Source organism: Rhodococcus sp. ACS1, assembly GCF_002300155.1.
GTDB lineage: Bacteria > Actinomycetota > Actinomycetes > Mycobacteriales > Mycobacteriaceae > Rhodococcus_F > Rhodococcus_F koreensis.
On record NZ_NSDZ01000007.1, the window covers coordinates 351073 to 377189 of the forward strand.

Sequence of the window (26117 nt, forward strand, 5' to 3'; positions counted from 1 at the left end):
ATGGGGAGGTCACTTCACCGGCACATCCTGCAGTCGATCGCATGAGAACCGCCGAGTGCGTATCACCCATGCGGGACGTGTGGGCGCGCATGGGTGAGCACGGTGATGCGGGTGCAGCCGACATGTCCGTCATGACGGATCCGCTGCATGCCCACCTCACCGAACGTCTCGGCCGGGCTGTCGCCCGCGCTGCCATAGGGCGATCCCCTGTTCGGCACCGTGGAGGTCACCATCGAGGAGTTGGCCGAGCTGCTCGAACGCCAAGTCCCTCCCCGTGACGAGGATGCTGCGCCGCGCTGAGGGTGCCACTCGTGTGTGTCGAGCGGCACGCTCTGATGACCGCCCGCCCAGCACAGGCTGAGGCCGTGGGCGACCGAACCGCAGCAGACCTCGAGCGTGAACTCGCCATGCTCGCCTACGTACGCGACTGTCTCCGCGCGTCGGCGGGCGAAGACTTCCGCATCCCGACGACCACGGTCGATGAGGTTCTCGACGAGCTGAACAGTGTCGAAAGATCACGGTGGGCTCCGACGTGATTGACGGCGGTGCGGCACCCCGAGGTGTGGTGGTCTTGATGGAGCCACCTGTGGGCCGGGGACGATGGTGGGTGGTGTGGGTCAGTCCGGATGGTGACCGCACATGCGATTGCCGTGTTGGCGGTTCACAGATGCGCCGGCATGGGAACAGGATGATCGAGGAGACGGTGAATCCCGCGGTGCCGAGTGGGGCCCGCGACGATGCCGCTCGTCGTCGGCCACCACGGACCGCGGCGTGGCGAATTTCTTTCCCGGTGCCATTGATCGACGCTCGCGGACCGGCACCGAGGCGTGCCGGTTCGGTTCAGAGGATTGCGGTGTCGGGGTCGACGTCCCGGTGATCGGCCCCGGCGTCCGGTCGGTTGATGTGTTCGGCGCATCGCAGGGTGACGGACCAGAACTGGTCGAGGTCGGGGAGGTCGGCGATGGGGAAGCCTTTCGCAGTGGATTGGTGGTCCTGGCCGACGAGATGGGCGAGTTCGGCGAACCGACGGTGGTATTTGATTTTGTCGTACTGGTACCAGTTGCCGTAGGCCATCAGCTGCCCGGCCTTGTTGATCCACAACTGGATCGGCGCGTACCGCGGCCCGTAGGGGTGGAAGAAGATGCCACACCCGGGTTGGTTGCCGCACCAGAGGTCGTCGTGGGTTCCGCGCCGGTCGTCGACCTGGTCGAGGAGCGTAGAGTTTCTCGGCGCTCGCGCGGTCGGTGTCGGAGCCGATGGTGTCGAGAAAGCTGTCCTTCGTCCCCCGGGTGGTGGTGTCGGCCGAGGTGCGAGCTTTGGCTGCGGCGATCTCGCCGCCGTAGGTGGAGGTGATGAGGATCCCGAGGTCACCGTGCCGGGCGTAGGCCAATTGGAGGGCGGTGACCTGTATGGCGTCGCGGGTGATCTGGTTGAGGTACTCGACGAGTCGCCGGAGGTCGGCGTCGATCTGGTCGACGGCGTGGCAGAGGTGGCAAGAATTTTCGGGCAGCCACCGAGCCGGGCCGGGACGAGGTGGAGGCGGTGGCCGGTCTCGGGTTCGTTGCGGTGTATTCGACGACCCGGCCGGTTTCTCACGCCGACCAGACCCGATTGTGGCTGAGCGGGAACGATTTTTTACCGGGGTGGGTGTTGCTTTGCCGGAATCACGGTGATCACCGTACCGCCGTCGAAGTCAAGGCCACTGTCAAGCCATCGGAGCGTGGTTGTCGGCGTTCGTCGATGACCGAATCGCGGAACCATAGCGAAGCTGTGTCACCGGTACGACAGTTCACGACGGCGGAGTGGCACTCACGCCTGTCGCCGCAGCACTGTCGTCCGTGTCATTTGCGTCGGTAGGCACAGTTTCGGTGTTCGTGCCGTGGCTGAAAAGGCGGCGAAAACCTATCGAACCAACGGAGCACTGCTTCCCCGAAAGTTATAGTCCTCGAACGGAATCCCATTCGGAAAGCTGGTGCTGTAAAACTCTTCAGTCCGCGTGATGAGTCCTTGTTCGTTCACGGAAAGAACAATGAATCCCCTGTAGGAGAAGGTAGTACCGGTCGCCGCCATCGTGGGGAGGTCTTTCTCGAAAGTGCCGGAGCCGACGAATGAGAACATCGACCGTGACCCTACGACATCGATCTTAGCGATTTTCATCTCGAAGTTCGGAATTGAGTTGCTCCAGATGTCGATGTGTAGAGCGATCGATTCTCGGCCCTTCCTGCGGAGTTGGAAAGCATGGTCAATGTACTCGCCAGTGTCGCTGTACTGTGCCGCGAAGGCTATGCCGTCCCGATCCTTGAACAGGTCGACCCAACGGCGAGAGATTTGTTCGATCGATTTGCTTGAAATGTCGGTCATGTCGTTCTCCTTCGAATCGCGAGGCCAGCCCGTTCGTGGCTCGACGTCTGCATGTATGGCGGGTTGATACATCGCTCATTTTGCACGCGATTGTCGAAGCCACAATGCTCCAACCGCGAACACTTGACGATGCATGGTGAGGCGACCACCGTGATGACATCGCCCTCGACGTTCGTCCAGGCTGGATGCTCACCGCCGGTCAGCGCGAGCAGCGACTCGGTGACATCAGGTTGGAACGCTGCCAGATAGATGAGGTGGAATGCCTCCGTAGGAATGCACGACGATGACGGTCGGGCCGTTGAGGCTCTCCAACGCAGTTCGAACGGCCTCCGCGTCATCGTGCATGCCGAGACGTGGTGGACCCTTCTCGGCCACGCTGGGAAGGTCGAGGAAGGACACTGTTCACCCTCGGTCGGTGGGTTTCTCTTCGAGGACTTCCAGCACAAGGCGCAGTGGACGAGCAAGTCAGGTCGTTTTGGCGATGCCATGAACATGTTCTCCGTTTCGAGAGGTCCTCGACGCCGCCTCGGATGCGGGACGGGTGCTTTCACTTGTGCGTGGACAGTATTGACGCGCGGATCAGCTGTGATCGGAGTACCTGCAAGTATCGAGTTCGGTTTGGCATCGGGTGCGATGGTTGGTGATCCAGTTCGTTGTGCAGACCCGGAATCTACCGGGTGAAGGTGGGATCGAGTTCGGTGAGTTTGCGGCGCATCAGCTTTCCTGAGGACGTTGTCGGGAGGGCGTCGACGAAGACGACTTCGCGGGGGCGTTTGTAGGCGGCGAGGTGCACCCTGCAGTATTCGGAGATGATGGTGGCGTCGAGATCGCTGTCGGGCGCGGCCACGATGTAGGCGACCGCGACCTCGCCTTTCACCTCGTCCGGGCGTTTGCCGATCGCGACCATCGTCACCTGGGGGTGTGAGCTGATGACGCGTTCGATCTCGGCCGGGTACACGTTGTAGCCGGCAGTGAGGATCATGTCTTTGAGTCGGTCGACGACGAAGAAGTGACCGGTGTCGTCGACGTACGCGACGTCACCGGTGCGGAGCCACCCGTCGGGGCCGAGTACCTCCGCGGTCGCGTCTGGGCGGCCGTGGTACCCGAGCATCACCAGCGGCCCGCGCACCATGAGTTCGCCTGGGGTGCCGACGGGAATCTCACCTACGCCGCCGTCGATGGGGCCGATTTTGATCTCGATTCCGGGGAGGGCGACGCCGATCGACCCGGGGACGGGGGGAGCGTAGAGGGAGTGGGTGGTGCCGAGGCCGGCGATTTCGGTCATGCCCCAGAGTTCGAGCAGCGGCCCGGGGACGCGTGCTTGCCAGCGTTCGGCCAGGCTGGGGCTGAAGGTCTGGCCGCCGATGGTGCTTGTGCGCAGACTCGACAGTTCGGCGGTGTCGAACGAGGGGTCGGCCAGCATCATCGAGTACATGGCGGGGACGCCCTCGAAGATCGTGGCGTTCTCGGTACCGATCAGTCGTAGGGCCTGAGCTGCGTCGAACCGTTCCATCAACACGACGGTTCCGCCGGCCAGGAAGGTGCTGTTGATGGCGACGTTGCCGTAGACGTGCGCTGAGGGGAGGGCGGTGACCACGATGTCGTCGTCGCGCCGACCGTGCATGGTCGCGGTCAGGGCGCAGTTGAGCAGTACCGCCTGGTGCGTCTGCATGGCGCCTTTCGGGTGCCCGGTGGTTCCCGACGTGTATCCGATGCAGCACAGATCTTTCGGGCTCACTTCCGGCGTCGACGAGATCGATGTGGCGCTCGTCGTAGCCAGGAACTCTGCCCAGGGGACGGCGTTCTCGTGTGACCCGCCGGGACCGTCGACGACGCAGAACAGTTCGACCGACGCCACAGCCTGGAGCGCACCTTCTACGGTGTCCGCCTGTGCGGCCCCGGCGAACACTGCCTTCGCGCCGCAATCGCTGAGGACGTAGGACAGTTCGGGGCCGGTGAGCATCACGTTGACGGGGTTCACTACGGCGCCGGCTTTGAGGGCGCCGTGGTAGCTGACGATCCATTCCCAGCTGTTCTGGCCGTACAGCGAGACTACGTCCCCGGGCCCGATGTTGCGGGCGCGCAGGGAGGCTGCGACACCGTCGGAGAGTCGGTCGAGGTCTCGGTAGGTCAGCCTGTGGTCGCCGACCACCAACCCGACCTTGTCGGGATGGCGGGCAGCGGCGAACGGGAGAATCTGACCGGGGCCAACCGAAGGGACGCCGGCCGCGGGGCGGAGATCACTCACTGCTCTGTGCTTTCGGTTTCGCGGGAGTAGGTGTCGAAGGTCAAGACGGCCTTGGTGACCTCGCCGCGGTGGACCGCGTCGAGGGCGTCATTGATCCGGTCGAAGGGGAAGGTGGTGATCAGTTCGTCGAACGGGAACCGTCCGGCCTGATACAGGTCGATCATGCGGGTGACGAACTCGGCGGGGATGGCGTCGCCTTCGATGACTCCTACCAGGGTGCGCCCGAACAGCAGATGTCCTTGATCGATCGTGATCTCGTTGGACATGCCCTGAAAACCCACGGTGGCGCAGACACCGGGGGACTGCAGGCATTCGAAAGCGCTCCGCAGAACCGCCGGCAGCGCAATGCAGTCGACCGAATACTGGGCGCCGGGGCCGCCGGTGATGTCACGGACCCGGGCGGCGACATCCTCGGTGGCCGAGTTGATCGTGTGGGTGGCGCCGAGCTTGGTGGCCTGCTCGAGCCGCGACTGCTGGATGTCGACGGCGATGATGGTGCCGCAGTCGGCGGCCACCGCGCCGAGCAGTGCGGCCAGTCCCACCGATCCCACTCCGAAGACGACGATCGAGGAGCCGGGGTCGGGCTGCAGGGTGTTCAGGACGGCGCCGGCGCCGGTCTGGATGCCGCAGCCGAGGGGCCCGAGCAGCTCCAGGGGCAGATTGCGCGGCACTTTCACGCAGTTCTGCTCGTTGGCGACGGCGTGGGCCGCCCAGGACGACTGGCCGAAGAAGTGGCCACGAATCGGTTCGTTGCCGTGGGCCAACGCCGTACTGCCGTCGAGGCGGGCCCCGACGAGGTTGAGCTCGACGAAGTGTCGACAATGCTGGGGCACGTTGTGCTCGACGCAGTTGTCGCACTCGCCGCAGAAGTTGTAGGAGAGCACCACGTGATCGCCCGGGGCGACGGTGGTGACTTCGGATCCGATTGCATCGACGATGCCGGAGCCCTCGTGACCCAGCACGATCGGCGACTGATCGGGTTCGTGGCCGGCGATGACGCCGAGATCGGTGTGGCAGATTCCGGATCCGACGACCCGCACGAGCACCTCATGCGGGCGCAGATCGTCGATACGAAGCTCTTCCAGCGTGAGCGGGCCGTCGGAGGAGCGCAGAACAGCAGCGGTGGTGTCCATCAAACTAAGTTCCTTCTTGGTGGGGCGGGTCATCGGAGCAAGGGCCGATGCGGTCAGGAGACGACGTTCCGCGCCTTGTTCAGGGTGATGGTCTGGTTGTTGGTGTACTCGGCGAGTCCGTGCAGGGAGTTCTCGGCACCGATTCCGGATTGCTTGTGGCCGCCGAACACCTGATGGGGGGAGTACTGGTGCACTTCGTTGAGCCAGACGGTGCCGGCCTCGAGGCGGCGTCCGATCCGCTCGATCGCTTCGAGGTCCTGACCCCAGACCGTCGCACCGAGGCCCCAGATGGTGTCGTTGGCCCGGGCGATCACGTCGGCCTCGTCGGTCCACCGCAGCAGCGGCAGGATGGGGCCGAAGGGCTCCTCGGTGACGAGGCGGGAGTCCTCCGGCGGGTTGTCGACCAGGGTGACGGGCACGAACCAACCGTCGGCGTTCGGGTCGATCCGGCCGCCGAGCGCGAAGGTGTATCCGTTCGCGGCGCAGTCGTCGAAGTATTCGCCGACCTTCTCGTACTGCTGCAGGTTCTGGATCGGGCCGAGCTGGGTGTCGCGGTCGGCTCCGTTGCCGACCTTGACCGTTCGCGCATACTTCACCAACTCGTCGCGGACTGCGTCGTACACGCTGTCGTGAATGTAGATGCGTTTGGCGGCATTGCAGAACTGGGCGTTGTTCTGGAAGGCCGCCCAGAAGATCTGCGGCGCCACCTTGACGGGGTCGACGTCGCCGAGCACGATCGCCGGATCGTTACCGCCCAGTTCCAGGGTGATCCGCTTCAACGTGCCCGCAGCCGAGCTCATCACATGGCGCCCGGTTCCGGTGCTGCCGGTGAAGGCAATCTTCGCGATATCGGGGTGCGCGGTCATCCACTTGCCGAGGTCGTCGTCACCGCTGACCGCACTGAGCACACCGGATGGCAGCAGATCCTGAACGAGTTCGACGAGCTTGAGATCGCACAGCGGGGTGAACGGCGAGGGCTTGACGATGATCGTGTTGCCCGCGACCAAGGCCGGCGCGATCTTCCACACCGCCAACAGGATCGGGAAGTTCCACGGCACGATCGCTCCGACCACGCCGAGCGGTGTGTGCCGGCTGATGACCCGGCGCTCGGAGTCGTCGACGAGGATCTCCTCGTCCAGCGATTGCGTGGCGATCTCCCGGAACCAGGCAACGGACCCGTACACCTCCCACTCCGCCATCGGCCGCGGCTTACCCTGCTCGGCGGTCAGTAGCGCGAGGAAGTCCTCGGCGTGCGCCTCGAGCCGGTCACCGATCGCCGCCACGATCGCCTGACGCTCCTCGAGTGCTGTCGCGGACCAGGTCACGAACGCGGTCTTCGCGGCCACTACGGCGGCGTCGAGATCGCCGCGCGAGGCGACCGGCACGCGGGCGATGATCTCCTTGGTTGCCGGGTTGTAGACCGGCGCGGTGTCGGCGGTAGTGACGGGGTCACCGCCGATCGTCATCGGGAATTCTGCGTCGAGGTTGACTCGGGACTGGGCGTGAACGGTCACCAGATTCGTCCTTTGCGAGTAAGGCCGACTCCCCACTGGAGTGGCCCCACTCACATTTGTCGATCAGGGACGGTTCAACTGTTCCGATTACGAACACCCGGCCGCGGTACCGACTCCGCGATACCGTACCGGCGCAGACGGGCATACAGCGTCGTCCGTCCGATGCCGAGTTCCGTTGCCGCAGCTGCCCTGTTCCCGTTGGACGCCCGCAGGGCGGCGACGATCGCGTCCCTCTCGGCGGTCTCCATCAAGGTCAGTGACCGGGCAGTGCTGGTGTTCATGCGCACCGTGTCCGGGAGATCGTGTTCGACGATCATTCCGCGTTCTCGGCCGCGGGCGGCGTACTCGAGGACCGCTCGCAGTTCGCGGATGTTGCCCGGCCACGGCTGTGTGGCGAGAAGGTGGAGGGCCGAGGGGGCGAGCTCGACGGTGGATTCGGGAAGTAGCTCTGCCAGAACGGACTTGGCGACTGCTGCGAGCTTGTGCGGGTAGGTGCGCAGCGGTTGCAGCTCGTGCCGGGTCAGGGCCAAGGACGCGAGGGCGCGGTGCGGGTTGTCGAGGTCGGGTACGGGCGCGCTGGTGAGGACGACCTGGTTGCGGCTGACTCGCACGGGGCCGGCGAGCTGACCGGCCAACCACGCACTGAGGGCGTCGATGTTGTCGATCACGATCGAGCTGTCTTCCTCGAGCAGAGCCGATCGCACGGGGAGGAACCACTGTGCTTCCTCCCCGATCGCGTCGGCGGCGTCGAATATCGCGCACTCCGGGCCGCCCATCGTCCGCGCGGTGGTGGTTCGGCCGGTTCCCGGCTCTCCGGTGATCAAGATGGTCCGGGCCAGGCCGGTCGGGTGTGGCTCGTTGTCCGGTGCGCCGGTCACGGGTGCGCTGCGCGGCCGGGGCCGGCGCGTCCTGGGAATCCCGCCTTCGGTGATCTCGAAGAGCGCGCCCCCGTGGCTCCCGGTGACCGCTCTGGCCCGGACGGACACTTCCGCGCCCGAGGAGAGGGTGAGCGAGCATTCGACCGGCGCGGTCCCGGGAAGATCCGCTGCGATGGCACGCAGGGCGACATGGTCGGAACCTTTGACGAGATCGACGGCTGCGGAGTTCGTCAGCACCAGGTTCTCACCGAGGGCGACCACCGCGAACCTTCGCTGGTTCGCGTGGGCCTGGAATTCGGCGAGGAGCTGCTTTTCCGCCACCCGTGATCCTTCGAGCAGACGTTCTTCGATGTCGCGTGCGGCCCGCATCAGGAACGGCCCGAGCAGCGTGGTCGCGTCGGCCACGGGGCCGGAGACGTCGATGACGCCCTCGAGCCGGTGGGTGACCGGATGGATGATCGGGGCTCCGTAGCAACAGAAACACCGCAGCGCCTCGAGGAAGTGTTCCTCACCGGTCACCGCGATCGGCCGCCGGAGCTCGAAGGCGGTGGCCAACGAGTTCGTCCCGCTCACCTCTTCCAGGTACTGGAAGCCGGGAACGGCGAGGACGCGGTCGAGGGCACGGCCGATCGTGCTGCTGGTCACGCGCCGGTCGACGATGCGGGAGGTCCGGTCCGCGAGGAGTATCGAAAATCGGGTGTCCGCCAATTCGTCGACCATTTTGTCCAGGACGGGACCGGCGGCGATCGTGAGGGTGCTGCGCACCTCGATGTCACTGATCGCGCTTTCGCGGACCTCCATGCCGGGGTCGAGTCCGCTCAGCGTGGCACGGTGCCACGCCAGCTCGATTTCCGGTCGCCGGCGGGACGACGCGTTCGGGGACTGCTCAGGTGTCATCTCTTGCTCCATCGCCCTCGCGAATGATTCCGCATGTCAGGCGCTTGCGTTCCTCATCTCCCGTCATGCTGCCATCGGCACCATTCCGGTAATCATCAGTATGCCCGAGGCCACGGTGATCTTTGTCTGCCTGCCGATCGGGCCCCGCTGCGAGAGGAGGGGGTACAGCGCGATGGTGGCCCAGCAGGCCAGAACGAGCAGGCCGAGCCAGGTAGTGAAGATCATCGGCGGCCCACCGAGCATCTGGTGTGCGTGGAGGGGCACCTGATACCCGTCCGATCGGGGTGCCCCGTCGGAATAGGTCAGGGCGGGTGAAACGAACAATAGGATCAGAGCCATTGCCGTGAGGTCTGCTGCGCACGAGGCGGTCGCGCGGTCCGCCGCGTCGGCGGTCACCCACATCGCCAGAGCGATCAGAAGGCATCCCGTCCCCACGCTCACCCACCCCGTCATGCCGCCGGGGATGAACATCGCCGCCATCACCACCACCATCGCCAGGTGTCCAACCCATACCCTGCGCGCGCGGCTGCGCGGCCTGAACAGGGGAAGCGCGGCCCCGATGATGCCAACAAGCCCAAACGCTTGGATCAGAGGGAGATCGTGCATCGGAACCTTCGAACTTCACATGTGGTTGGTTGACGGCGGGAGGGGTGCTGAGTCACCGAAGGATCGACGACAGCCGCGTGACCAGCTCGTCTTCGTCGACGGCGTCGGTGAAATGGGTCAGATAGTTACCGTCCGGACCGAGGACATAGGTGAACGCCGAGTGCGGCATCTGGTAGCTGTGGGGATCATCCGGGTCGGCGACGGTGGTGGCGAACACGCGGAACGACTTCTTGGCCCGGTCGATCTGTGCCGGTGTACCGGTCAGCCCCGTGAACCGCGGATAACCGGGGGAGAGGAAATCCTTCATCACCTCCGGGGTGTCCCGTTCCGGGTCGACGGTGATGTACAGCGGCTGAACGCGTTCGGCGAGCGGCCCCAGGCGGTCGAGTACCGTCGACAGGCGGTGCAGCGCACGGGGGCACACCATCTTGCAGTGGGTGAAGCCGAAGAAGATCACCGCGTACGTGCCGCGGTAGGTGCGCTCGTTCACCTCGTGCCCGTGATGGTCGACGAGGTCGAACGTTCCGCCGATGTGTCGGCCGGTGACGTTGCTCGTGGTCTCATTCATCGCTGTGTCCCTTCATAGGGGACACCTCGAGGTGGAATGTGCGCGGTGCGCCGGCGGGAACCCGGATTCCGATACCACCCTCGACGTGATCGATCGCAATTTCCTGTGCACCGCCGGTGTGCGGTCCCGGTGCGATCGGTCCGCCGGCCCCGCCCGTCGCGACGACGACACCGTTCTCCGTCAACGACCAGTGCTTCCTGTCGGCGACGTTGCCGAGCACAATCGACCCGTCACCCTCGCGCTCACCATGTCGCTGCACGCGGAAAGTCAGCACGTCCGAGGCGGGATCGAAGCGCGCCTGGCTCACCGCGATGTCACCAGCCGCATCGGACAACACAGGTTCGGTGAAATGTGCTGGGCCCCAGGGTTCGTTGTACAACTTCCGCATACCGTCCGGGACGTTCAGTCGGGCGTACCCGAGTAAGGCGTTGCCGGTCAGCGGTTCGATCAGGGTGCGGTTGCCGTGTTCGTCGACCTCGGTGTCATTGCGCGGGTAGAACAGGCCCCCGTCCCGCCAGGTGGGGTTCATGAAGCGGTCGGCGTGAGTGAGGAGTCCGTGGAGTGCGGTGGTGTCGCCCATCTCCGATGCCCACGCCGCGACCCATCCGAAATCGCAGGTGTCGTTGATGACGGTTTGACCCATCACTTGCTGGGCGGGTGGGGTGCGCACGGACTTCGTGCCGTCCGGGCCGTCGACGAGGAGGTCCGTGATCTGCTGGGGGTAGTGGGCGTGGACGAACTCGCTGTTCCACGTGTTCATCAACGTTCCGCACCAGGCGTCGATCCACGGTGCTGTCGCCTCGTTGGGGACGACGGTGCCGGAATCCTGCGTGAGCATCATGTTGTAGTGGCCGGTCGAGTCGAGTCTGCCCAGTTGCTTCCAGGCTTGTTCGTAGCTGCGGGTGACCCCGGCCGCGACGTTCTCTCCGGTCACCAGATCGTGCATGCGGAAGCCGAGGATCGCCGGTTGATTGCAGATCTGGAAGGTGCAGTTGGGTTCGCAGGCGACGCCGAGATAGCCGCTCTCGACCATCTGCCAGTACAGGTGCTCGTTGAGGGAGTTCTCGTCATACTCGAATCGTTTCGGTTCGCCGCCCCAGAAGAAGGACCAGTAGTCGAAGCTCAGGGCGCCGGGCTGTGCATATCGGTCGTCACCGAAGAGGTGGTGATACATCAGGGTCATGGACTGCACGTAGGCGCTGTACATGATGTTGTCGCGGGCGACCGGGTTCCACTCCTCGTGGTAGTTCTCGGCCAGGTGCGCGTTGAACACCGCACCGCCGCGACTGACGTCGCGCCAGTACAGCCACGCCTCGGGCATCAAGATCTTCTCGATAAGACGTTCGAATACGGGTTTGAATACACCCGGTGCGTTCGGCAACCGATGGACATGGGCCAGCGCAAGCGCGTAGGCCATGTAGGCAACTTGGAACCGTATCCCCCCGAAGTCGAACTGGCCGATTCCCTTGCCCTGCATCAACGACCAGTCGTTGGGTAGCTGCCGGGACAGGTTGTCGAAATGCCGGATGTGACCGAGTTGCTCTGCGGTCAATACAGCGTCGACGTCAGCGATGTCTCGTCCATGTGCCACTTCCGGCCCGGTCTTCAGCGACGACACTAGTTTGTCCCTTCCTCTGGAACTCGCCCGTCTGGGCGGGTTCTCCGCGTGAATATTTGATTTCCGAGAGTGCCGGTTGTGCACGTGCACTCGGAGGTTGCCCTGACCGAAACCACCGCCGGTGTTCGTGACGTGATTCACACTGCCGCGTTTTGGTGTGGTGAAGTGTTCCGATCGCGAACACGTCCGCGCGGACTGGGCCCGACTTCGTGTCGGGCGCGCGGAGCGCAATCGCATCACCAGCCTTTCGGGCGATGTTGTCGATCGGTGAAGGGCACATGAGGTGCACCGGGCGGGACGGCTACCCGAGCGCGGATCTGCGGTAGTCGCTGGGACTGCATCCGAATCGAGCACGAAAGGCCCGGCTGAAGTGCGCGGCGTCGGAGAAGCCCCAACCGAAGGCGATGTCGGAAATCGAGATGTTCGACAGAGTCGGATCGACGAGTTCCCGCCTCGTCCCGTCGAGCCGTTGCGTCCAGATCCACTCGCTGGCCGAGCGCGGTTCGTCGGCGAAGGCACGGTGGAGTGTGCTGGGCGACAAGTGGAGCGTCGCAGCGACCGAAGCGACGGAAAGGTCGGGGTCGCGGAGGCGGGCGCGGATCTCCTGTTTGATCGCGGCGAGCCGCCGCGCCGCCAGCTGCGGCGGCGGTGCGTCGAGACCGGTGAATCCGGACAAGCCTGCGACTACGAGGTATTCCACACTTTGCGCTAGCGCCTCCGCCGACTGGGTGGCTATCTCGGTGTCGTCGAGGAGGGTGCGCACCATAGTGAGGAGTAGTTTCCCGGCGCCCTGAGCGCTGGGGACTCGGCGGGCGGTGAGGTCGGCCGTGTTGCGCACGAGGGTGCGCAGCGTCGAGCCCGGCAACCGGAGGACGTATTGCTCGAAGTTGTCGGCGAAGTGGAGTTCGTACGGCCGGGTGGTGTCGTACATCGCGAAGTCGCCGGGTTCGAGTCGGGCGATCCGGTCATCCTGCACGACGAATCCGTTGCCCCGGTTCTGCACACTGACAAGGAAGTAGTCGTCACTGGTCCGCGCGATGCCGGCCGGGGTCCGCAAAACGGACTGGGCCGTGGCCGTGACCTTGGACAACCCGAGCGTCACCAACTGGGCCGCCTCGATCGAGCCATCGATCGAGGCGGCCGCAGCCGAGGAACCCGGCACCTCGCACTGGAGATCGACATACGTCTGGCTAACGGCCCGTGTCCAGAACTCTCTCCGGTCGGCATGGTCCACGGAGTCGGTACTCAGGACGGTTCTCGATGTCGTCCGCCCGGCGGGATCGTGAATCATCTGTTCACCTTCAGACCTACGACGTCTCGACTACCTCGGAGTCGAGCGCTGCGCCGGACCGATGGCTGGTCGACGCCAACATCCCGGTTTCATCGTGGCACCCAAGGTACTCGAAGAACTGCTCGTCGGCCGCCGCCACGGTGACTTCGTGGTACAGGCGGAGCGTGGCCGCCGGGCCCAGAGTGGACAGGTAGCGAAGCGCGGCACCGAAAATCGCGACATGTGTGGGATGGGATTCCGCCCACCGCTCGAGGTCACCGAGGCTGCGCCACCAACTCATCCCGAACGTCTTGTCCAGCGGGTCGCCGTCGTCCGAGAGCACGGTCATGTACCGGTTCGCGAAGCACCCGAGGGGTCGGCCGGCGTCTCGCAGGAAGTTCATTCCGGTGCGGAGGACCGGTGCGACGTCGTTCAGATACAGCGCCCGCTCATCGTCGTCTGCGTCGGTCCAGTCCTGTCCGGAGCGGATCAGGCACAGATTGTCCACGGGATGCACGCGTGTGCGCGGCCCGTCGTGGGTGACGGACGGAGTACCGGAGGGTTCGAGGGCGCTCGCAGCGGCGATGGGAAGCCGGTCACGCATACCTCCCCAGTAGCCGTGCTCGCCGATCTCACCACTGAGGGTCTCGGAGATTCGAGCGACACCCTCGAGCCGGTCGACGGCGGAGAAGAGTGTCTCGAAACGTCGGACCTCGGGGTGAAGGACCTCGACGAAGAAGCCGATGCCGTCGGTGTGGCGCCTCGGCGCGGTCCACTCCGAACCTATTTCGGTGAACCACCGGTTGAACGTCTCGTCATTGCCCCAATACCCGATGACGATCTCCGTCTCGTACCCTCTCTCATCGAGGTAGCGGGCACGTTCGATCCGTGGCGATCCCGCCGCGACGGCGAGTTGTCGGCGCAGGCCTGTCACCGCTTCCTGTGCGACGTGTCGTTTGTCGCTGATCGACTGAACTCCGAAGTAGGCCATCACCACTCGGGTCGTTGAGGTGTCGTAGCGGGCCGTGTACGACGGATATGGCGGGCGGAAATTGTGGGGTGTGCGAACAGGGCACGTCCGCGCCGAGGCCAGGTGCGCCGGGATCGCCGACTCGTAATCAGACATGCTGCCGGGTGACGGTGTCGACGAGCGCGAGTTCTTCGGGGAGGCTGTTGACATCAGCGGATATGGTGTCGTCTCCCTCGATTATTCGGGTCGCACCGGCTTCGGCGGGCGTCCCTGAGATGATGCGATCGCCCGGAGACTTGTTCAGCCACAACCGGGTTACATCGGGTCGCGCGTAATGTCCGGCGGGATCGGCGGCGGATTTGGCGACAGCGATCGCGCTTGTGTCGATGTCGGCGTAGACCAGGCCTTCGGTCGACGGGTCGAGGGGCTCGTGCAACAGCTGACCGTCGGGGCCGAAGATCCGGGCGTATCCACCACCTTCCGACAGCATCGCCCGCTTCGCGTCGTCGGTGCACAACATCTCCACCATGTCCGCCGAAACCGTGGCGCAGGGCGCGATCACGAAGCTCCCGCCCTCGACGGCATACACGCGGCTGGCGGCCGTGTTCACCTCGGGGCCCAACGCATACGCTGCGCCTGGGTAGAGCGAGAAACTGGGCCAGGCACCGACGTGAATCTGTTCGTTCTGCGCGTACATTGCGTATTTCGACAGCGGCTGAAGGTGCTCCCAGCAGCACAGTGCCCCGATTCGGCCGAGATCGGTGTCGTAGACCGAAAGGTCTGTTCCGTCGCCCTCCCCGTACACGGTCCGTTCCACGTGGGTCGGCTTCAGCTTGCGCCGGGTGGCGATCGTGCGGCCATCTGCGCCGATGATCCACTGTGCGATGTAGAGGCTGCCCTGGAATCGCTCGCTCAGCCCCATCACGACCATGATGTGGTTATCGCGGGCGGCGGCGGCGAGGCGATCGGCCTCAACCGATCCGTACTCGAGGGAGTTGTCGAAATACTCTGCGGTGAACTGGAAGGCCCAGGCGGGGGAGTCGAGCCAGATGTGCCAGGGGTAACCGGGTAAGAAGGTCTCCGGGAAGGCGATCAGCTCGGCGCCGGCGTTCGCCGCCTCCTCGATCAGTGCGATGGCCTTGTCGATTGACGCTTCCAAGTTGAGGAAGACCGGTGCGGCCTGGACCGCCGCGGCGCGGAAGGAATGATGTGACGCCATGAGAATCTCCTCTGCTGGGGAATAGAGAGAAACCTAGGCCTCAGAACACCCCCGCTGTGGCCCCAGTGACGCGACCTTCTTGACTGACAGCCGCACACCACGATGGATCCGGAGCCGGTCATCAGTGCTGCCACCGATTTGGCGATGGCGACCCCGGCATTGGCGCCGAACGCGATGATCACCGTGCGTGTGCTCTCACCGCCGGTGTCCGTCTCGACGGCCAGTGGTCCCGGATCGTGGGCCCTGGTCACCTGTCGAGTCTCACACGAGAATGTGCCGCGAGCACTGGCCGAAACCACGTGCGGCAGCTACTGCGTGTCGGGATGGTCGGCGACTGCTGCCCGAGGCATCGGGCGGTGCCTGGGCGCCGACCCGCCGCAATCGGTCCCCCTCTCGCGGCCAAAATGGGGTTCGCGGGATGACCCGCTCGGCGCTGGGATGCGCCCAGGGACGGCGGCCGGGAGGGTGCTGCACAAACTGGCGCCGCGGAGGAGCCGGCGACCCTGACAGAAGGCCGCGGACTGTACTGACGTGACCTTCACCGGCTTCTGCGACGCGAATGTGCTTGTACTCGAGTGTTGCACGAGACGTGCTGATTTGGCTCGCGCAGGCGGGCCTGGTGCACGCGCGGTGGGCGGATCGCATCCCGGGCGTAATGTTCGAGGACGTGGCGGGGGATCGACCGGACATCCGCGATGATCGTGGCGATGTTACGGCGACGGGGGTTCGATGGGGTCGAAAAGCGGTACCACCGTCGCCGCACGGAGCCGCTCCTTGTGTCGCTGCCGCTCCTCCCATTGCGCCGTCCTGTCGGCGGCCTCGGCTTCTCGTCGCTGCTCGAGCCGCCGCCGTTGCAGAGCGACGGTCATCTGTGTGGTGAGGATATGGCGCCGTAACTCCTCGGCGCGCTCTGCAGCGACAGTGTCACCGAGATGAGTGGCGGCAGTTCGGTCGCACTGGACAAGGAATCCCTCGTAGGTCAGCCTGGACCGGTCGTGCTCATCCAGGCGTGATTCCGCGACCTGTTCGATCAATTGCAAAGGGATACGTAACATTCGGTAATTCATTCGCAAAAGCGTGAGCGGTATCGACCGCAATGTTGTCACGCTCTGGGATGCTAACCCTCGCGGCGGAAACATGTGGATGATCGGCTGCCCGAGGTCGGTGCGCGGGAAGCATCAGCACTGCACGCATGTCGCGCACGGCCGCCGTCCGTGCCGCCCCGAGGGGTCAGGAGGTACGAGATTTGCCGATATGCCCAGATCGCCAGGAAAGAAGTACCGCCGACCACACAGTGCCGAACGGTCGGTTTGGCATTGTTGGTGGCTACTGCCCCGAGTAGCGTCAACTTCAGCGGCCCGGGCGGCCGCGAAAACATCTGATGCGTGGTCGTCCGCTTCGCGTTCCCCACAGCGCGAATCGAAGGAGTGCGGCCATGATCACATCAGTGGCATCCAACCTGTCAGGTGGGGAGTCTGCAGGCCGTGGTGCGCATCGTCGACGCAGACCTGCCCGCCGCCTGCGGGCCGGAATGTTGACCCTTGCAGCGACCGCCGCGGCAATGATGCTGGTGGCTCCGCACGCCGCAGCTGCGGCCATCAACACCACAACGACAGTCTCGATCCAGGGTATGGCTGCGACGACGTGCCCAGTCACCTTGACCGCTCAGGTTGCGCCCGCTTTCACCGGTGGCACGGTCACATTCAAGGAGGGCAGGGCAATGCCACGCTCGGCGCCGCGGCGGCCGTGACGAAGGAACCGCCAGTATCCAGCACACCTTCGGGGCCGAATCGACCAGCCTCCAGCGGTTTTGACGGATTGAACTTCGGCCGTTGCGGGTAGTCCGGTAGTTCGCGCGCGGGCATCCGTTTCGGGGTATGCCCGCGCGGGGCGAGTCCGGCCGGGGCGCCGAGCGGACCACAGACGGAAAGTTCCGGGACGGGGTTGGCCGGGAGCGAGGAGCGATGCAATGACCACAGCGGGTGGGCCGAGTTCGAGCAGTCTGGCCGATGTCATCGACACCATCTTGGACAAGGGCCTGGTCATCGACGCGTACGTGCGGGTCTCGCTGGTCGGTATCGAGCTGCTGACCATCGATGCCCGGGTCGTGGTCGCCAGTGTCGACACCTATCTGCGGTTCGCCGAGGCGGCGAACCGGCTGGAGATCGGCAGCGAACCGAAGGGTCTGTCCGACCTGGTCTCCGACGTCAACGGCAGCGGCAGCACGAAGTCGAAGACCAAGGGTGTCCTCGAGGGGGTGGGGGAGACCCTCGGTGAGCTGCTCGGCGGATCATCCGGCGGCGAACGCGAACCGGCACCGCGGCGGAGACAAAAATGACCTCCCCGGAGGACACCGACGACACCGAGGGTGCTGCGGCGTCCGTGATCTACGTGTATGCAATCGTGCCCGCGGACGTGCAACCGGAAGAGGATGCGACCGGTATTCACGATGCCCCGATCGAGATCGTCACGCACGGCGACATCGCGGCCTTGGTCAGCGAGATCGACCCGGACCACCGACTCGGCACCTCCGCGGATCTGCAGGCCCACGCCCGCATCCTCGACGGCACCTCGCACGTGGCCCCGGTGCTGCCGCTGCGGTTCGGTGCCGTTGTGTCCGATCGCGACGCGGTGATCAACGAGTTGCTCGCCGACCACCAGGACGAGTTCGCCTCGGCTCTCGACGAACTCGAGGGTTTCGCGCAGTACATGATCAAGGGCCGCTACGTCGAGGAGAGCATCGTGCGGGAGATCGTCGACGAAAGCCCGAAGGCTACCGCCCTGCTCGAGTCGATCCGCGGCCAACCCGAGGAGCTCACCCGGGACGCCCGGATGGCTTTGGGCGAGATCATCGGCCACGCCCTCGAGGCCAAGCGGGAGACGGACACCCGTATCACTCTCGACGCGTTGTCACCGCTCACCGACACCGTCACCGTTCGCGAACCCACCCACGACGAGGACGCCGTCCAGATCGCGATCCTCCTCGAGGTCGACCGGCAAGACGCACTCGAGCAGACGGTGGGAGAGCTGGCCGCACGCTGGGACAACCGGGTGACGATGCGCATCCTCGGCCCCATGGCCCCCTACGACTTTGTGGTGAGACCGAAACCGGAGGGCTGACGAACGATTCTGTGGCGTGCAGCATTCGAGGAGTCTGTGTTCATCGTTGCAGTCGGTGACGCGCTGTGAGCACAGGACTCCTTTCGTGGTCGACGATGCGTGTTCTGCCGCTGATCGTCGGAACATTCGCGGTGCGGTGCGGTGCTCCCGGCGGCAGTCGAGGGCCTCCGCGGTGGCCGGTATGAGGAGTGGTGGGCGCACCCGAGGGCGGGTGTCGCGGTGGACCGGCCTAGATGTTGCACGTTCAGCAGGCACGACATCGCGGTGAGCAGTTGTTACTCGGAGCGTTCCCGCCGTTGCCGGTGTTGGAGCGGCAGAATGTCGGGGGTTTGACGCATACCGTGGCGGGTTTGTTGAGCCTCGGTCCCGGGGTACCGCTCAGCGGCCTGGGTCTGCGGGGTCGGGGCTGTGTAGTGCGTACCGGCCGGGGCCGGTGGCCTTGGCCCGGTACATCGCCCGGTCGGCGTGATGAATCAGCTCGTGCGGGGAGACGGCGGCACCGGTGACGGCGATCCCGACACTCGCCGTGATCGGGGCAGCCCCCGGGTGCGGGTCCACGGTGGCGATCAGGTCGGCGATCGCGGTCGCCTCCGCGGGACCGGTGACGGCCGGGCACAGGATCAGGAATTCGTCGCCGCCCAGGCGCGCCACGGTGTCGGTGGGCCGGACCAGGGACCGCAGGCGGTCTGCGAGTCGGACCAGGGCGGCGTCGCCGCCGGCGTGCCCCAGTCGGGCGTTGAGGCGGCGGAAGTTGTCCAGGTCGATCACCAGCACCGCGACCCGAATGCCGGTGTGCGCCGCCTGGTCGAGGGCGGCGGTGATCCGCTCCAGGGCCAGGGTGCGATTCGGCAACCCGGTGAGCGGGTCGTGCAGGCTCTGATGCCGCAACCGCTCCTCCACGCCGAGTCGGTCGATCGCGGTGGACAGTACCGCGGCCACCGCGGACACAAACGCCACCTCACGCTCCGGGGCGACACGCGGTCGGGCGAAATGGGCGGTCAGCACTCCCCAGATCGGATCGTGCCCGATCGGCACGCCGATGCCGCTGCCCAGCCCGTGCGCGGCCATATCCGCGGTGGCGAACCGTCGCTCGCGGGCGCGGTCCGGGCAGCACACCACCACCGCCTCGGCGGCCGCGTACCCGGTCAGCGAGCCGCAGCCGGCGGCGACGGTGCTCGGGCGCGGCCCGGGTCCGTGGTAGCCGAGCACCGGCAGGGCCGCCCCGCCGGTACCGTGCACCCGGGCGACCGCCGCGCACCGCGGCCCCAGCAGCGCGGTGACCATCCCGGTCGCCGCGGTCAGGAGCGTGTCGAGGTCGGCGGTGACCGCGAGCCGGCTCAGTTCGGCGAGTACGTGTTGTTCCCGGCACCGGCGGTCGGCGTCCGCGAGAGCGGCGAGCAGCGGGTGTTCCCGCTCGCCGGAGGTGGACGGCTCCCGGGCGATCGCCCCGATCAGCAGTGGCCGCCCGTCCGTGTCGCGTTCGGTGACGAAAACCGACAGGACCGTCGGGATCGGTGTTCCGGTGCGTAGGTGCCGCAGCTCCGTTTGCCCGCACCACCGACCATGTTCGGTCAGGGCGGCGGAGACTTCCGGTGCCTGTTCCACCACGGTGTCGGTGCAGACGTCGGCGACCGTGTGCCCGAACGCCTCGCCGCCGTCCGGGAATCCGAGCAGGGCGGCGCCGGCCGGGTTGAGGTACCGGAGGCGGCCCGACCTGAATTCCCACAGTCCTACGGGGGTCGGTGCGCATTCCAGTGCGGCGGCCAGCTGCGCCGACATCGCCGCGCCCGGGAACGATCCCGTTTCGGATCGGGTCCCCTCTTCGGGGAACCCGGATTGTCCGGCGCCCTCCGGCACCCGGCATGGTTCGGATAATTCAGTCACTACTGGTCGGTTTCATTCTCGTTCAGCAGCTTTCAGTGAATTGGTATGTCGCACCGGATGGCGCATTCGTTTCGCGTGAAGGCCGCCCAGGCGGCGCGGACATGCCGAGGCGGAGATGTCCTGGGGCCCGATGCCCTACGCCGCGGGCTCCCTGCTGATCCATGGGTGCGGGGTGTGGTTTCGGGCAAGTCGCGCTGATCAACGAGCTGGTGACGAGGCCGTATCTGGTGTTCATCCGGGTCGTCTCCGTGAGGGTGTCCTTTGTATATGCTGCGGCCGGGAATTTCCGAGACCAGTCACTCTCGTGCACGGTGAGATGAAAATGCAGAAACGGGACCCTCAGATATCCGATGTCGGCAAAATCACGTGTACATACTGCGAGGCCCACATTCTCGAACCGCGCTTCGCGCAAGGTTATTCTGGGGTCGACCGGCCTGATTTCGAGGTGACAATTTCGACTCGACTGCGTAATCGCCCGCCGACCGGGCACCCCGCAGGCCGAGCTCGCCTGCCGGCCGAGGATGGCGGTAGGGACAGGCGTCACCTGGCCGGTGATCGTACTGATCGGGGCGGTGGCCCGGCTGCCCCAGGTGAGCCGGGTCACCGCTGGCCTGGATTGCTCGGTCGGTCGGCTCGGTCGGATGCCGCCGAAGGTGACGCTCAGTCACCTGCCTCGAACGCGACGTCGAAGTTGATTCCTGCAGAACCCATCAGAATTCACGCCTTTCCTGGTGATGAATCCACGGGTTCGTCGATCCCCGCTTACCATGCCTATCGCGCTCGGGGCTGGGAAGCGTTTCGCAAAAAAAGCGAATTTCTCACATAATGAAATTAACAACCGCCCATAATGTTCTGCGCAAATTAACGACCGCCCATAATGTTCCTGGGTAATCAATTTGGGAAATGGGGGCAACTCCGAATTACTCGGCGCGTTTGTCTCTCGTGTGTATTTGCGTGATCCACGAGATTACGGAGGTGGGACCACACGTGGGCTACGGCGGGGTGGGCGAGCGCTCGACCTCGGTCCGCGCGCGGCGGGGCGCCCCGCCGGCCGAAGGGGTTCGGCGACCGAGCGGGGCTGGCTGCCCGGTCCACCTTCGCGGCGCGGGCAGCGTACTGAGCGGGTACCCGCAGACAACTGCGATACGCGGGTATCCCCGAAGGCCCGCGGTCATACCGTGCGGTCCTGTCCGATGTGACGCGGTGACGAACGTACTGCTCGCCGAACACGACGACGAGTTCGCCTCCGCCCTCGCGGAACTCGAGGGCTTCGGCAGATTGAGCGGAGCGGCCCCGGGGTAGTCGGCGGAACGAAGGCACCACCCACCGACCACGGCCCCATCCTTTTCGCCGACGCCGGCGCCGAGGTGCACCACATCTTCTCGACAACAAGGGGTTGGGCGATGACAGGCAAAGGTCAGATGGCGTTGGCCGTGGGTGCCGGTTACATGCTGGGCCGCACGCACAAGATGAAGTTGGCGTTGATGCTCGCGGGTGCCGGAGCATCCAGTCGGTTTCCTTCCGGATCACTGGGTGTTCTCGGACAAGGAGGAAGGCTGCTCGCGAACTCACCCGAGGTTGCCAAGCTCGGCGAGACGGTCCGCAAGGAATTGATGAACGCGGCGAAGACGGCCGCGGTGACCGCGGCCAGTCGTCGCATCGACTCGCTGAACTCCCGGTTGCAATCGGGCGGTGACGAGACCCCGGACGGGAAGAGGTCCAATCGCAGGCGTCGTGAGGAGCCTGAGGACGACTACGACGACGAGGAGTACGCAGAGGTCGAGGAGGAGCCCGACGCAGACGAGGACGAGGGTTCCGAGGAGGAGGCGCCTCGCGCCCGGAAGCGTCCGGCCCCGCGCCGCCGCTCCTCGAGTAGTGGTGGTTCCCGGCCCACCCGGTCCCGGTCGTCGACGAAGAAGGACGACGAGGACGAGACCCCCACCCGTGTCCGGAAGTCGCGCGCGAAGGCGACGACCGATGTCATCCCCATTCGACGCACCCGGAAGTGATCAGCGATGACCTCGAATCTCGACAGTGCGGCGAAGAAGCTGCGCAAGAATGTCTCCGGTGCGTCCGGTGAGGCCGCCTCGGTGTCACCGCTGCAGAAGGCGGCGCAGGGCCTGCTCGGCACCGTGACCGACAAGGCGTTATCCACCGTCTCGGACAAGGTGGCGGGCGCGACCGGCCGGCTGACCGACTACGCCGAGGGCGGCGGTGGCAGCCTACTGTCCGCGGTCACCGGCAAAGAGCAACAGGGCAACGGCAACGGCAACGGTGACGGGAACGGGAAGGGCGACGGCAAGTCACTGTTCTCCGGGCTGACCGACAAGGTGAAGGACACGGCGTCGGATGTGAAGGACGCGGTCACCGGCGGCGGTGGTGGCGGTAAGGGCAAGAAGCTCAAGTTGACCAACATCGTCGAAACGATCGATGTCGGTGTCCCGGTCCAACTGGCGTACAACCAGTGGACCCAGTTCGCCGACTTCCCCTCGTTCATGAAGAAGGTCGAACGGGTGGAGCAGGAAGCGGACGAGAAGCTCGAGTGGAAGGCGCAGATCTTCCTGTCGCATCGCACCTGGGAGGCGTCGATCCTCGAGCAGGTCCCGGATGAGCGGATCGTGTGGCGGTCGAAGGGTGCCAAGGGTTTCATCGACGGTGCGGTGACGTTCCACGAGGTGACTCCCGATCTCACCCGGATTCTTCTGATCCTCGAGTATCACCCGAAGGGGTTGTTCGAGAGGACGGGAAACCTGTGGCGTGCGCAGGGTCGGCGAGCGCGTTTGGAGTTGAAGCACTTCGGTCGTCACGTCATGACCCAGTCCGTTCTCCATCCTGACGAGATAGAGGGGTGGCGCGGAGAAATCCGGGACGGCAAGGTCGTCGAGCCCGAGGAAGTGGAACCAGAAGACGAGCAGGACGAAGCGCAGCTGGACGAGGGCGAAGAGGACGAGACCGAGGAGCCCGCTGAAACAGACGAGACCGGAGGCGAGTACGAGGAGCCGGAGGAAACGGACGAAGGCGAGGAGCCGGAGGAAACAGAGGAGGACGAGGCCGAGGAAACGGACGAGTACGAGGAACCCGAGGAGGACACCGAGGAGCCGGAGGAAACAGACGAGACCGAGGCTGAGGAGCCCGAGGAGGAGGCTGAGGAGCCCGAAGAGGAGACCGAGGAGGCATCACCGCCGCCAGCACGTCGTGGCCGCCCGCGTAAGACCGCGGCCGCGAGTGAGGACAAGGCGCCGGCACGCCGGGGTCGCCCGCGCAAGACGGCGGCCGCGAGTGAGGACAAGGCGCCGGCACGCCGTGGCCGCCCACGCAAGACCGCGGCCAAGTCCGCCGGTTCGAAGCAAGGAGCGCGGCGATGACGTCGATACAACCCGCAGGTCGTGGCGGTGGCGGCGGCGGAGTCAGCGGCGGGCCCAGCTCGAGCAGCCTCGCCGACGTCATCGACACCATCTTGGACAAGGGCCTCGTGATCGACGCGTACGTGCGCGTGTCGCTGGTCGGCATCGAGCTGCTGACGATCGACGCCCGCGTCGTTGTCGCCAGCGTCGACACCTACCTGCGGTTCGCGGAAGCGGTGAACCGGCTCGAGATCGGCAGCGAGCCCAAGGGGCTGACGGACCTGGCTGGAGGCGGCGATGGCGACTCTGAATCGAAAACCCAGGGCGCACTCGGAGCCGCCGGCGAAAAACTCGGCGACCTCCTCGGCGGCGGACAGGAAGAACCTCAGCGCGAACGGGTTTCACGCAAGTCCACTCGCGAGGACAAGTGATGTCAAATCGTCCCGCTGGTCGTCTGCGCGACACCGGCGACGGCGCGCAGAAACGTCGGAACAGAACATCAACGACACACCCGAGGCCACGTCCCAACGGTGTCTACGTGTACGGCATCGTGCCGACGGTGACCGGCGTCCGAGGAGCCGACCGGTCGGACCGTTTCGCGCAGGGGTGGGCGCGTCGAATTACTCAGTCCTTAGCGGTCTCTGCTGGATTGAGCGTCCGGGGTTTCGGGTAGTCCGGTAGGCCGCACGTACATCTCCATTTCGGTTCTGCACCGGGACGAGCTGGACGCGGCGAGAGCGCCGAGCGGGCCGAGGAACGACCGGTACCGCCACGCGTCACCGAGCCGCCCGCACGCGGTGTTGCGGGAGGGGCGAGAGCGGGGCAGGGAGGAGCGAGGAGATGACCACAGCGGGCGGGCCGAGTTCGAGCAGTCTGGCCGACGTCATTGACACCATCTTGGACAAGGGCCTGGTCATCGACGCATACGTGCGGGTCTCGCTGGTCGGTATCGAACTGCTGACCATCGACGCCCGGGTCGTGGTCGCCAGTGTCGACACCTATCTGCGATTCGCGGAGGCGGCGAACCGGCTGGCGATCGGCAGCGAGCCGAAGGGGCTGTCCGATCTGGTGTCGGGCGGGACGGAGAAGATTGCGAAGTCGAAGACGAAGAGTGCGATCGAGGAGAAGCTCGGCGGGCTGCTGGGCGGGCAAGAGGAACCGGAACGGGAACGGGCGTCGCGCAAGTCGACTCGAGGTGACAGGTGATGGTTACGGAGCAGACGAAGAACCAGCAGAGCGAGAACACAGAGAAGTCGGACAAGAGGCAGACGACGGGGGTGTACGTCTACGGCATCGTCCCGGCCGACGTCGAACCCGGGGGCGACGCGACCGGGGTCGCCGACGGGAAGGTGGACGTCGTCACGGACGGTGACATCGCCGCCGTGGTCAGCGAAATATCCGTGAACCGTCCACTGGGCAGACCCGAAGACCTCCGTGCTCACGCGAACGTGCTGGACGGGACGTCCCGGGTGGCGGCGGTGCTGCCTCTGCGGTTCGGTGCGGTGCTCACCGACGCCGACGCCGTGAAGGAGGAACTGCTTTCGGCGCATGCGGACGAGTTCGCGGCGGCCCTTCAACAACTGGAGGGCAAGGCCCAGTACGTGGTGAAGGGCCGGTACGTGGAGCAGGTGATCCTGCGGGAGATCCTCGACGAAAACGAGCAGGCGGCGCAGTTGCGTGACGAAATCCGGGACAAGTCGGAGGACGCCGGCCGCCAGGCGCGGATGGCGCTCGGGGAACTGGTGAACAACGCGATCGCCGGCACGCGCGAGGAAGACACCCGCAAGACGGTCGAGGCCCTGGGCGACCTCACCGACTCCGTCAACCGCCGCGAACCCACGCACGAGGAGGAGGCCGTGCACGTGGCGGTCCTCGTCGACGTGGACCGGCAGGACGGACTGGAGCGGGCGGTGGGAGCGCTGGCCGAGGAGTGGGACGGCCGGGTCGAGATAAAGCTGCTCGGGCCCATGGCCGCCTACGACTTCGTGGTCACCCAGAATCCGGCGGGGCAGGGCTGAACCAAGATGCGCGATCAACTCCCCGGCCACGTCGAGGTCCCACAGCCCTGAAGCACCCCACAGCACCGGGCGTCTCGAACCACGCCGGCGGTGAAGGCGATCGAGGACGATCGCCAGGCGCACTCAGTACGAGGCCGGCGATCGCCACACCCTCACCCCGAAGGCGCGCGAAGGTCGCGGCCGTGCTGGTGCGGGCGGGCTTGGTCACCACCCGCTCCTCAACAGCGACCGGGCGGTCGTCGACCCCGAGCTCCATCCGCGCGGGTCGCCATCGCGTCCCGGGCCGGTCAGTGGTCTGCTCATCGCTTACCTCCGTGCGCGGGAGCGGCGCGCAGGTTTCGAAAAGAAACGTCCTTCACGTGAGGCCGCTCGGGCTCCGGCGTCTCCGCGGGCGAACGTCGTCACTTACCGGCCCGTGAATCGATACAGTCCCGAAGATGGCGCCAGTCCACCATCAGGATCGGCGGCG

Annotated in this window: 23 protein-coding genes; 8 read left to right on the plus strand and 15 right to left on the minus strand. The window is 65.7% G+C overall.

Annotated features, from left to right (window positions below):
• Window positions 1-62 precede the first annotated feature (62 nt).
• On the minus strand, window positions 63-218 hold the full coding sequence (locus tag CJ179_RS51545) for a hypothetical protein (RefSeq protein WP_179377710.1): 156 nt from the start codon (window positions 216-218) through the stop codon (window positions 63-65).
• Window positions 219-365: 147 nt separating this feature from the next.
• On the opposite strand from CJ179_RS51545, the gene CJ179_RS51550 reads away from it, so the two are divergent.
• Window positions 366-536 (plus strand): hypothetical protein, encoded by a 171-nt coding sequence (locus tag CJ179_RS51550; protein WP_179377711.1) that lies wholly within the window; start codon window positions 366-368, stop codon window positions 534-536.
• Window positions 537-840: 304 nt separating this feature from the next.
• Here the strand turns inward: CJ179_RS51550 and CJ179_RS53050 are convergent, their stop codons facing one another.
• From CJ179_RS53050 to CJ179_RS33085, 13 genes are all read right to left on the minus strand, one after another.
• Window positions 841-1101 (minus strand): hypothetical protein, encoded by a 261-nt coding sequence (locus CJ179_RS53050; RefSeq protein ID WP_257015900.1) that lies wholly within the window; start codon window positions 1099-1101, stop codon window positions 841-843.
• Between the two features lie 801 nt (window positions 1102-1902).
• Window positions 1903-2361: a nuclear transport factor 2 family protein gene (locus CJ179_RS33025; protein ID WP_179377712.1), complete on the minus strand. Its 459-nt coding sequence runs from the start codon at window positions 2359-2361 to the stop codon at window positions 1903-1905.
• Between the two features lie 670 nt (window positions 2362-3031).
• Window positions 3032-4609 carry a class I adenylate-forming enzyme family protein gene (locus tag CJ179_RS33030; protein WP_095864217.1) on the minus strand — a complete coding sequence of 526 codons (1578 nt, stop codon included), beginning with the start codon at window positions 4607-4609 and terminating at the stop codon, window positions 3032-3034.
• A complete protein-coding gene (locus CJ179_RS33035; RefSeq protein ID WP_095864218.1) occupies window positions 4606-5742 on the minus strand; it encodes an NAD(P)-dependent alcohol dehydrogenase in 1137 nt (378 codons plus the stop codon). The genes CJ179_RS33030 and CJ179_RS33035 overlap by 4 nt, the downstream gene beginning before the upstream one ends.
• Before the next feature lie 53 nt (window positions 5743-5795).
• Window positions 5796-7256 carry an aldehyde dehydrogenase family protein gene (locus CJ179_RS33040; protein ID WP_218834850.1) on the minus strand — a complete coding sequence of 487 codons (1461 nt, stop codon included), beginning with the start codon at window positions 7254-7256 and terminating at the stop codon, window positions 5796-5798.
• Window positions 7257-7330: 74 nt separating this feature from the next.
• Entirely contained in the window at window positions 7331-9031 is a 1701-nt protein-coding gene (locus tag CJ179_RS33045; protein WP_179377713.1) for a sigma-54-dependent Fis family transcriptional regulator, read from the minus strand.
• Between the two features lie 63 nt (window positions 9032-9094).
• On the minus strand, window positions 9095-9511 hold the full coding sequence (locus CJ179_RS33050) for a hypothetical protein (RefSeq protein ID WP_143548940.1): 417 nt from the start codon (window positions 9509-9511) through the stop codon (window positions 9095-9097).
• 178 nt (window positions 9512-9689) lie between these two features.
• Window positions 9690-10205 (minus strand): SCO family protein, encoded by a 516-nt coding sequence (locus CJ179_RS33055; RefSeq protein WP_095864221.1) that lies wholly within the window; start codon window positions 10203-10205, stop codon window positions 9690-9692.
• Window positions 10198-11823, minus strand: a complete 1626-nt coding sequence (locus tag CJ179_RS33060; RefSeq protein WP_095864222.1) for a hypothetical protein — start codon at window positions 11821-11823, stop codon at window positions 10198-10200. Before CJ179_RS33060 ends, CJ179_RS33055 begins: the two co-directional genes overlap by 8 nt.
• A 301-nt stretch (window positions 11824-12124) precedes the next feature.
• On the minus strand, window positions 12125-13114 hold the full coding sequence (locus tag CJ179_RS33065; RefSeq protein ID WP_095864223.1) for a helix-turn-helix domain-containing protein: 990 nt from the start codon (window positions 13112-13114) through the stop codon (window positions 12125-12127).
• Between the two features lie 16 nt (window positions 13115-13130).
• Complete coding sequence (locus CJ179_RS33070; protein ID WP_095864224.1) at window positions 13131-14219, minus strand: phenylacetaldoxime dehydratase family protein; 1089 nt, start codon at window positions 14217-14219, stop codon at window positions 13131-13133.
• Entirely contained in the window at window positions 14212-15282 is a 1071-nt protein-coding gene (locus tag CJ179_RS33075) for a carbon-nitrogen hydrolase family protein (protein WP_095864225.1), read from the minus strand. The genes CJ179_RS33070 and CJ179_RS33075 overlap by 8 nt, the downstream gene beginning before the upstream one ends.
• A 710-nt stretch (window positions 15283-15992) precedes the next feature.
• Window positions 15993-16388, minus strand: a complete 396-nt coding sequence (locus CJ179_RS33085) for a hypothetical protein (RefSeq protein WP_179377714.1) — start codon at window positions 16386-16388, stop codon at window positions 15993-15995.
• Between the two features lie 863 nt (window positions 16389-17251).
• Here CJ179_RS33085 and gvpJ (CJ179_RS33095) point away from each other — a divergent pair.
• Together gvpJ (CJ179_RS33095) and CJ179_RS33100 are read left to right on the plus strand one after the other, a co-directional pair.
• Complete coding sequence (gene gvpJ, locus CJ179_RS33095; RefSeq protein WP_095864226.1) at window positions 17252-17620, plus strand: gas vesicle protein GvpJ; 369 nt, start codon at window positions 17252-17254, stop codon at window positions 17618-17620.
• Entirely contained in the window at window positions 17617-18402 is a 786-nt protein-coding gene (locus tag CJ179_RS33100; protein WP_095864227.1) for a GvpL/GvpF family gas vesicle protein, read from the plus strand. Before gvpJ (CJ179_RS33095) ends, CJ179_RS33100 begins: the two co-directional genes overlap by 4 nt.
• A 378-nt stretch (window positions 18403-18780) precedes the next feature.
• Here CJ179_RS33100 and CJ179_RS33105 read toward each other — a convergent pair whose 3' ends face one another.
• Window positions 18781-20286 (minus strand): diguanylate cyclase domain-containing protein, encoded by a 1506-nt coding sequence (locus tag CJ179_RS33105; RefSeq protein WP_083395417.1) that lies wholly within the window; start codon window positions 20284-20286, stop codon window positions 18781-18783.
• Between the two features lie 1403 nt (window positions 20287-21689).
• Between CJ179_RS33105 and CJ179_RS33115 the strand changes: the two genes are divergently transcribed.
• The 5 genes from CJ179_RS33115 (at window position 21690) to CJ179_RS33135 (ending at window position 25648) form a co-directional block, all read left to right on the plus strand.
• Entirely contained in the window at window positions 21690-22295 is a 606-nt protein-coding gene (locus tag CJ179_RS33115; RefSeq protein WP_072947447.1) for a hypothetical protein, read from the plus strand.
• A 6-nt stretch (window positions 22296-22301) separates the two neighbouring features.
• Window positions 22302-23651, plus strand: a complete 1350-nt coding sequence (locus tag CJ179_RS33120; protein ID WP_095864228.1) for an SRPBCC family protein — start codon at window positions 22302-22304, stop codon at window positions 23649-23651.
• Entirely contained in the window at window positions 23648-24061 is a 414-nt protein-coding gene (gene gvpJ / locus CJ179_RS33125; protein ID WP_072947445.1) for a gas vesicle protein GvpJ, read from the plus strand. The genes CJ179_RS33120 and gvpJ (CJ179_RS33125) overlap by 4 nt, the downstream gene beginning before the upstream one ends.
• A 409-nt stretch (window positions 24062-24470) precedes the next feature.
• Window positions 24471-24836: a gas vesicle protein GvpJ gene (gene gvpJ, locus CJ179_RS33130; protein ID WP_072947444.1), complete on the plus strand. Its 366-nt coding sequence runs from the start codon at window positions 24471-24473 to the stop codon at window positions 24834-24836.
• Window positions 24836-25648 carry a GvpL/GvpF family gas vesicle protein gene (locus CJ179_RS33135; RefSeq protein WP_095864229.1) on the plus strand — a complete coding sequence of 271 codons (813 nt, stop codon included), beginning with the start codon at window positions 24836-24838 and terminating at the stop codon, window positions 25646-25648. The genes gvpJ (CJ179_RS33130) and CJ179_RS33135 overlap by 1 nt, the downstream gene beginning before the upstream one ends.
• Window positions 25649-26117: the final 469 nt, after the last annotated feature.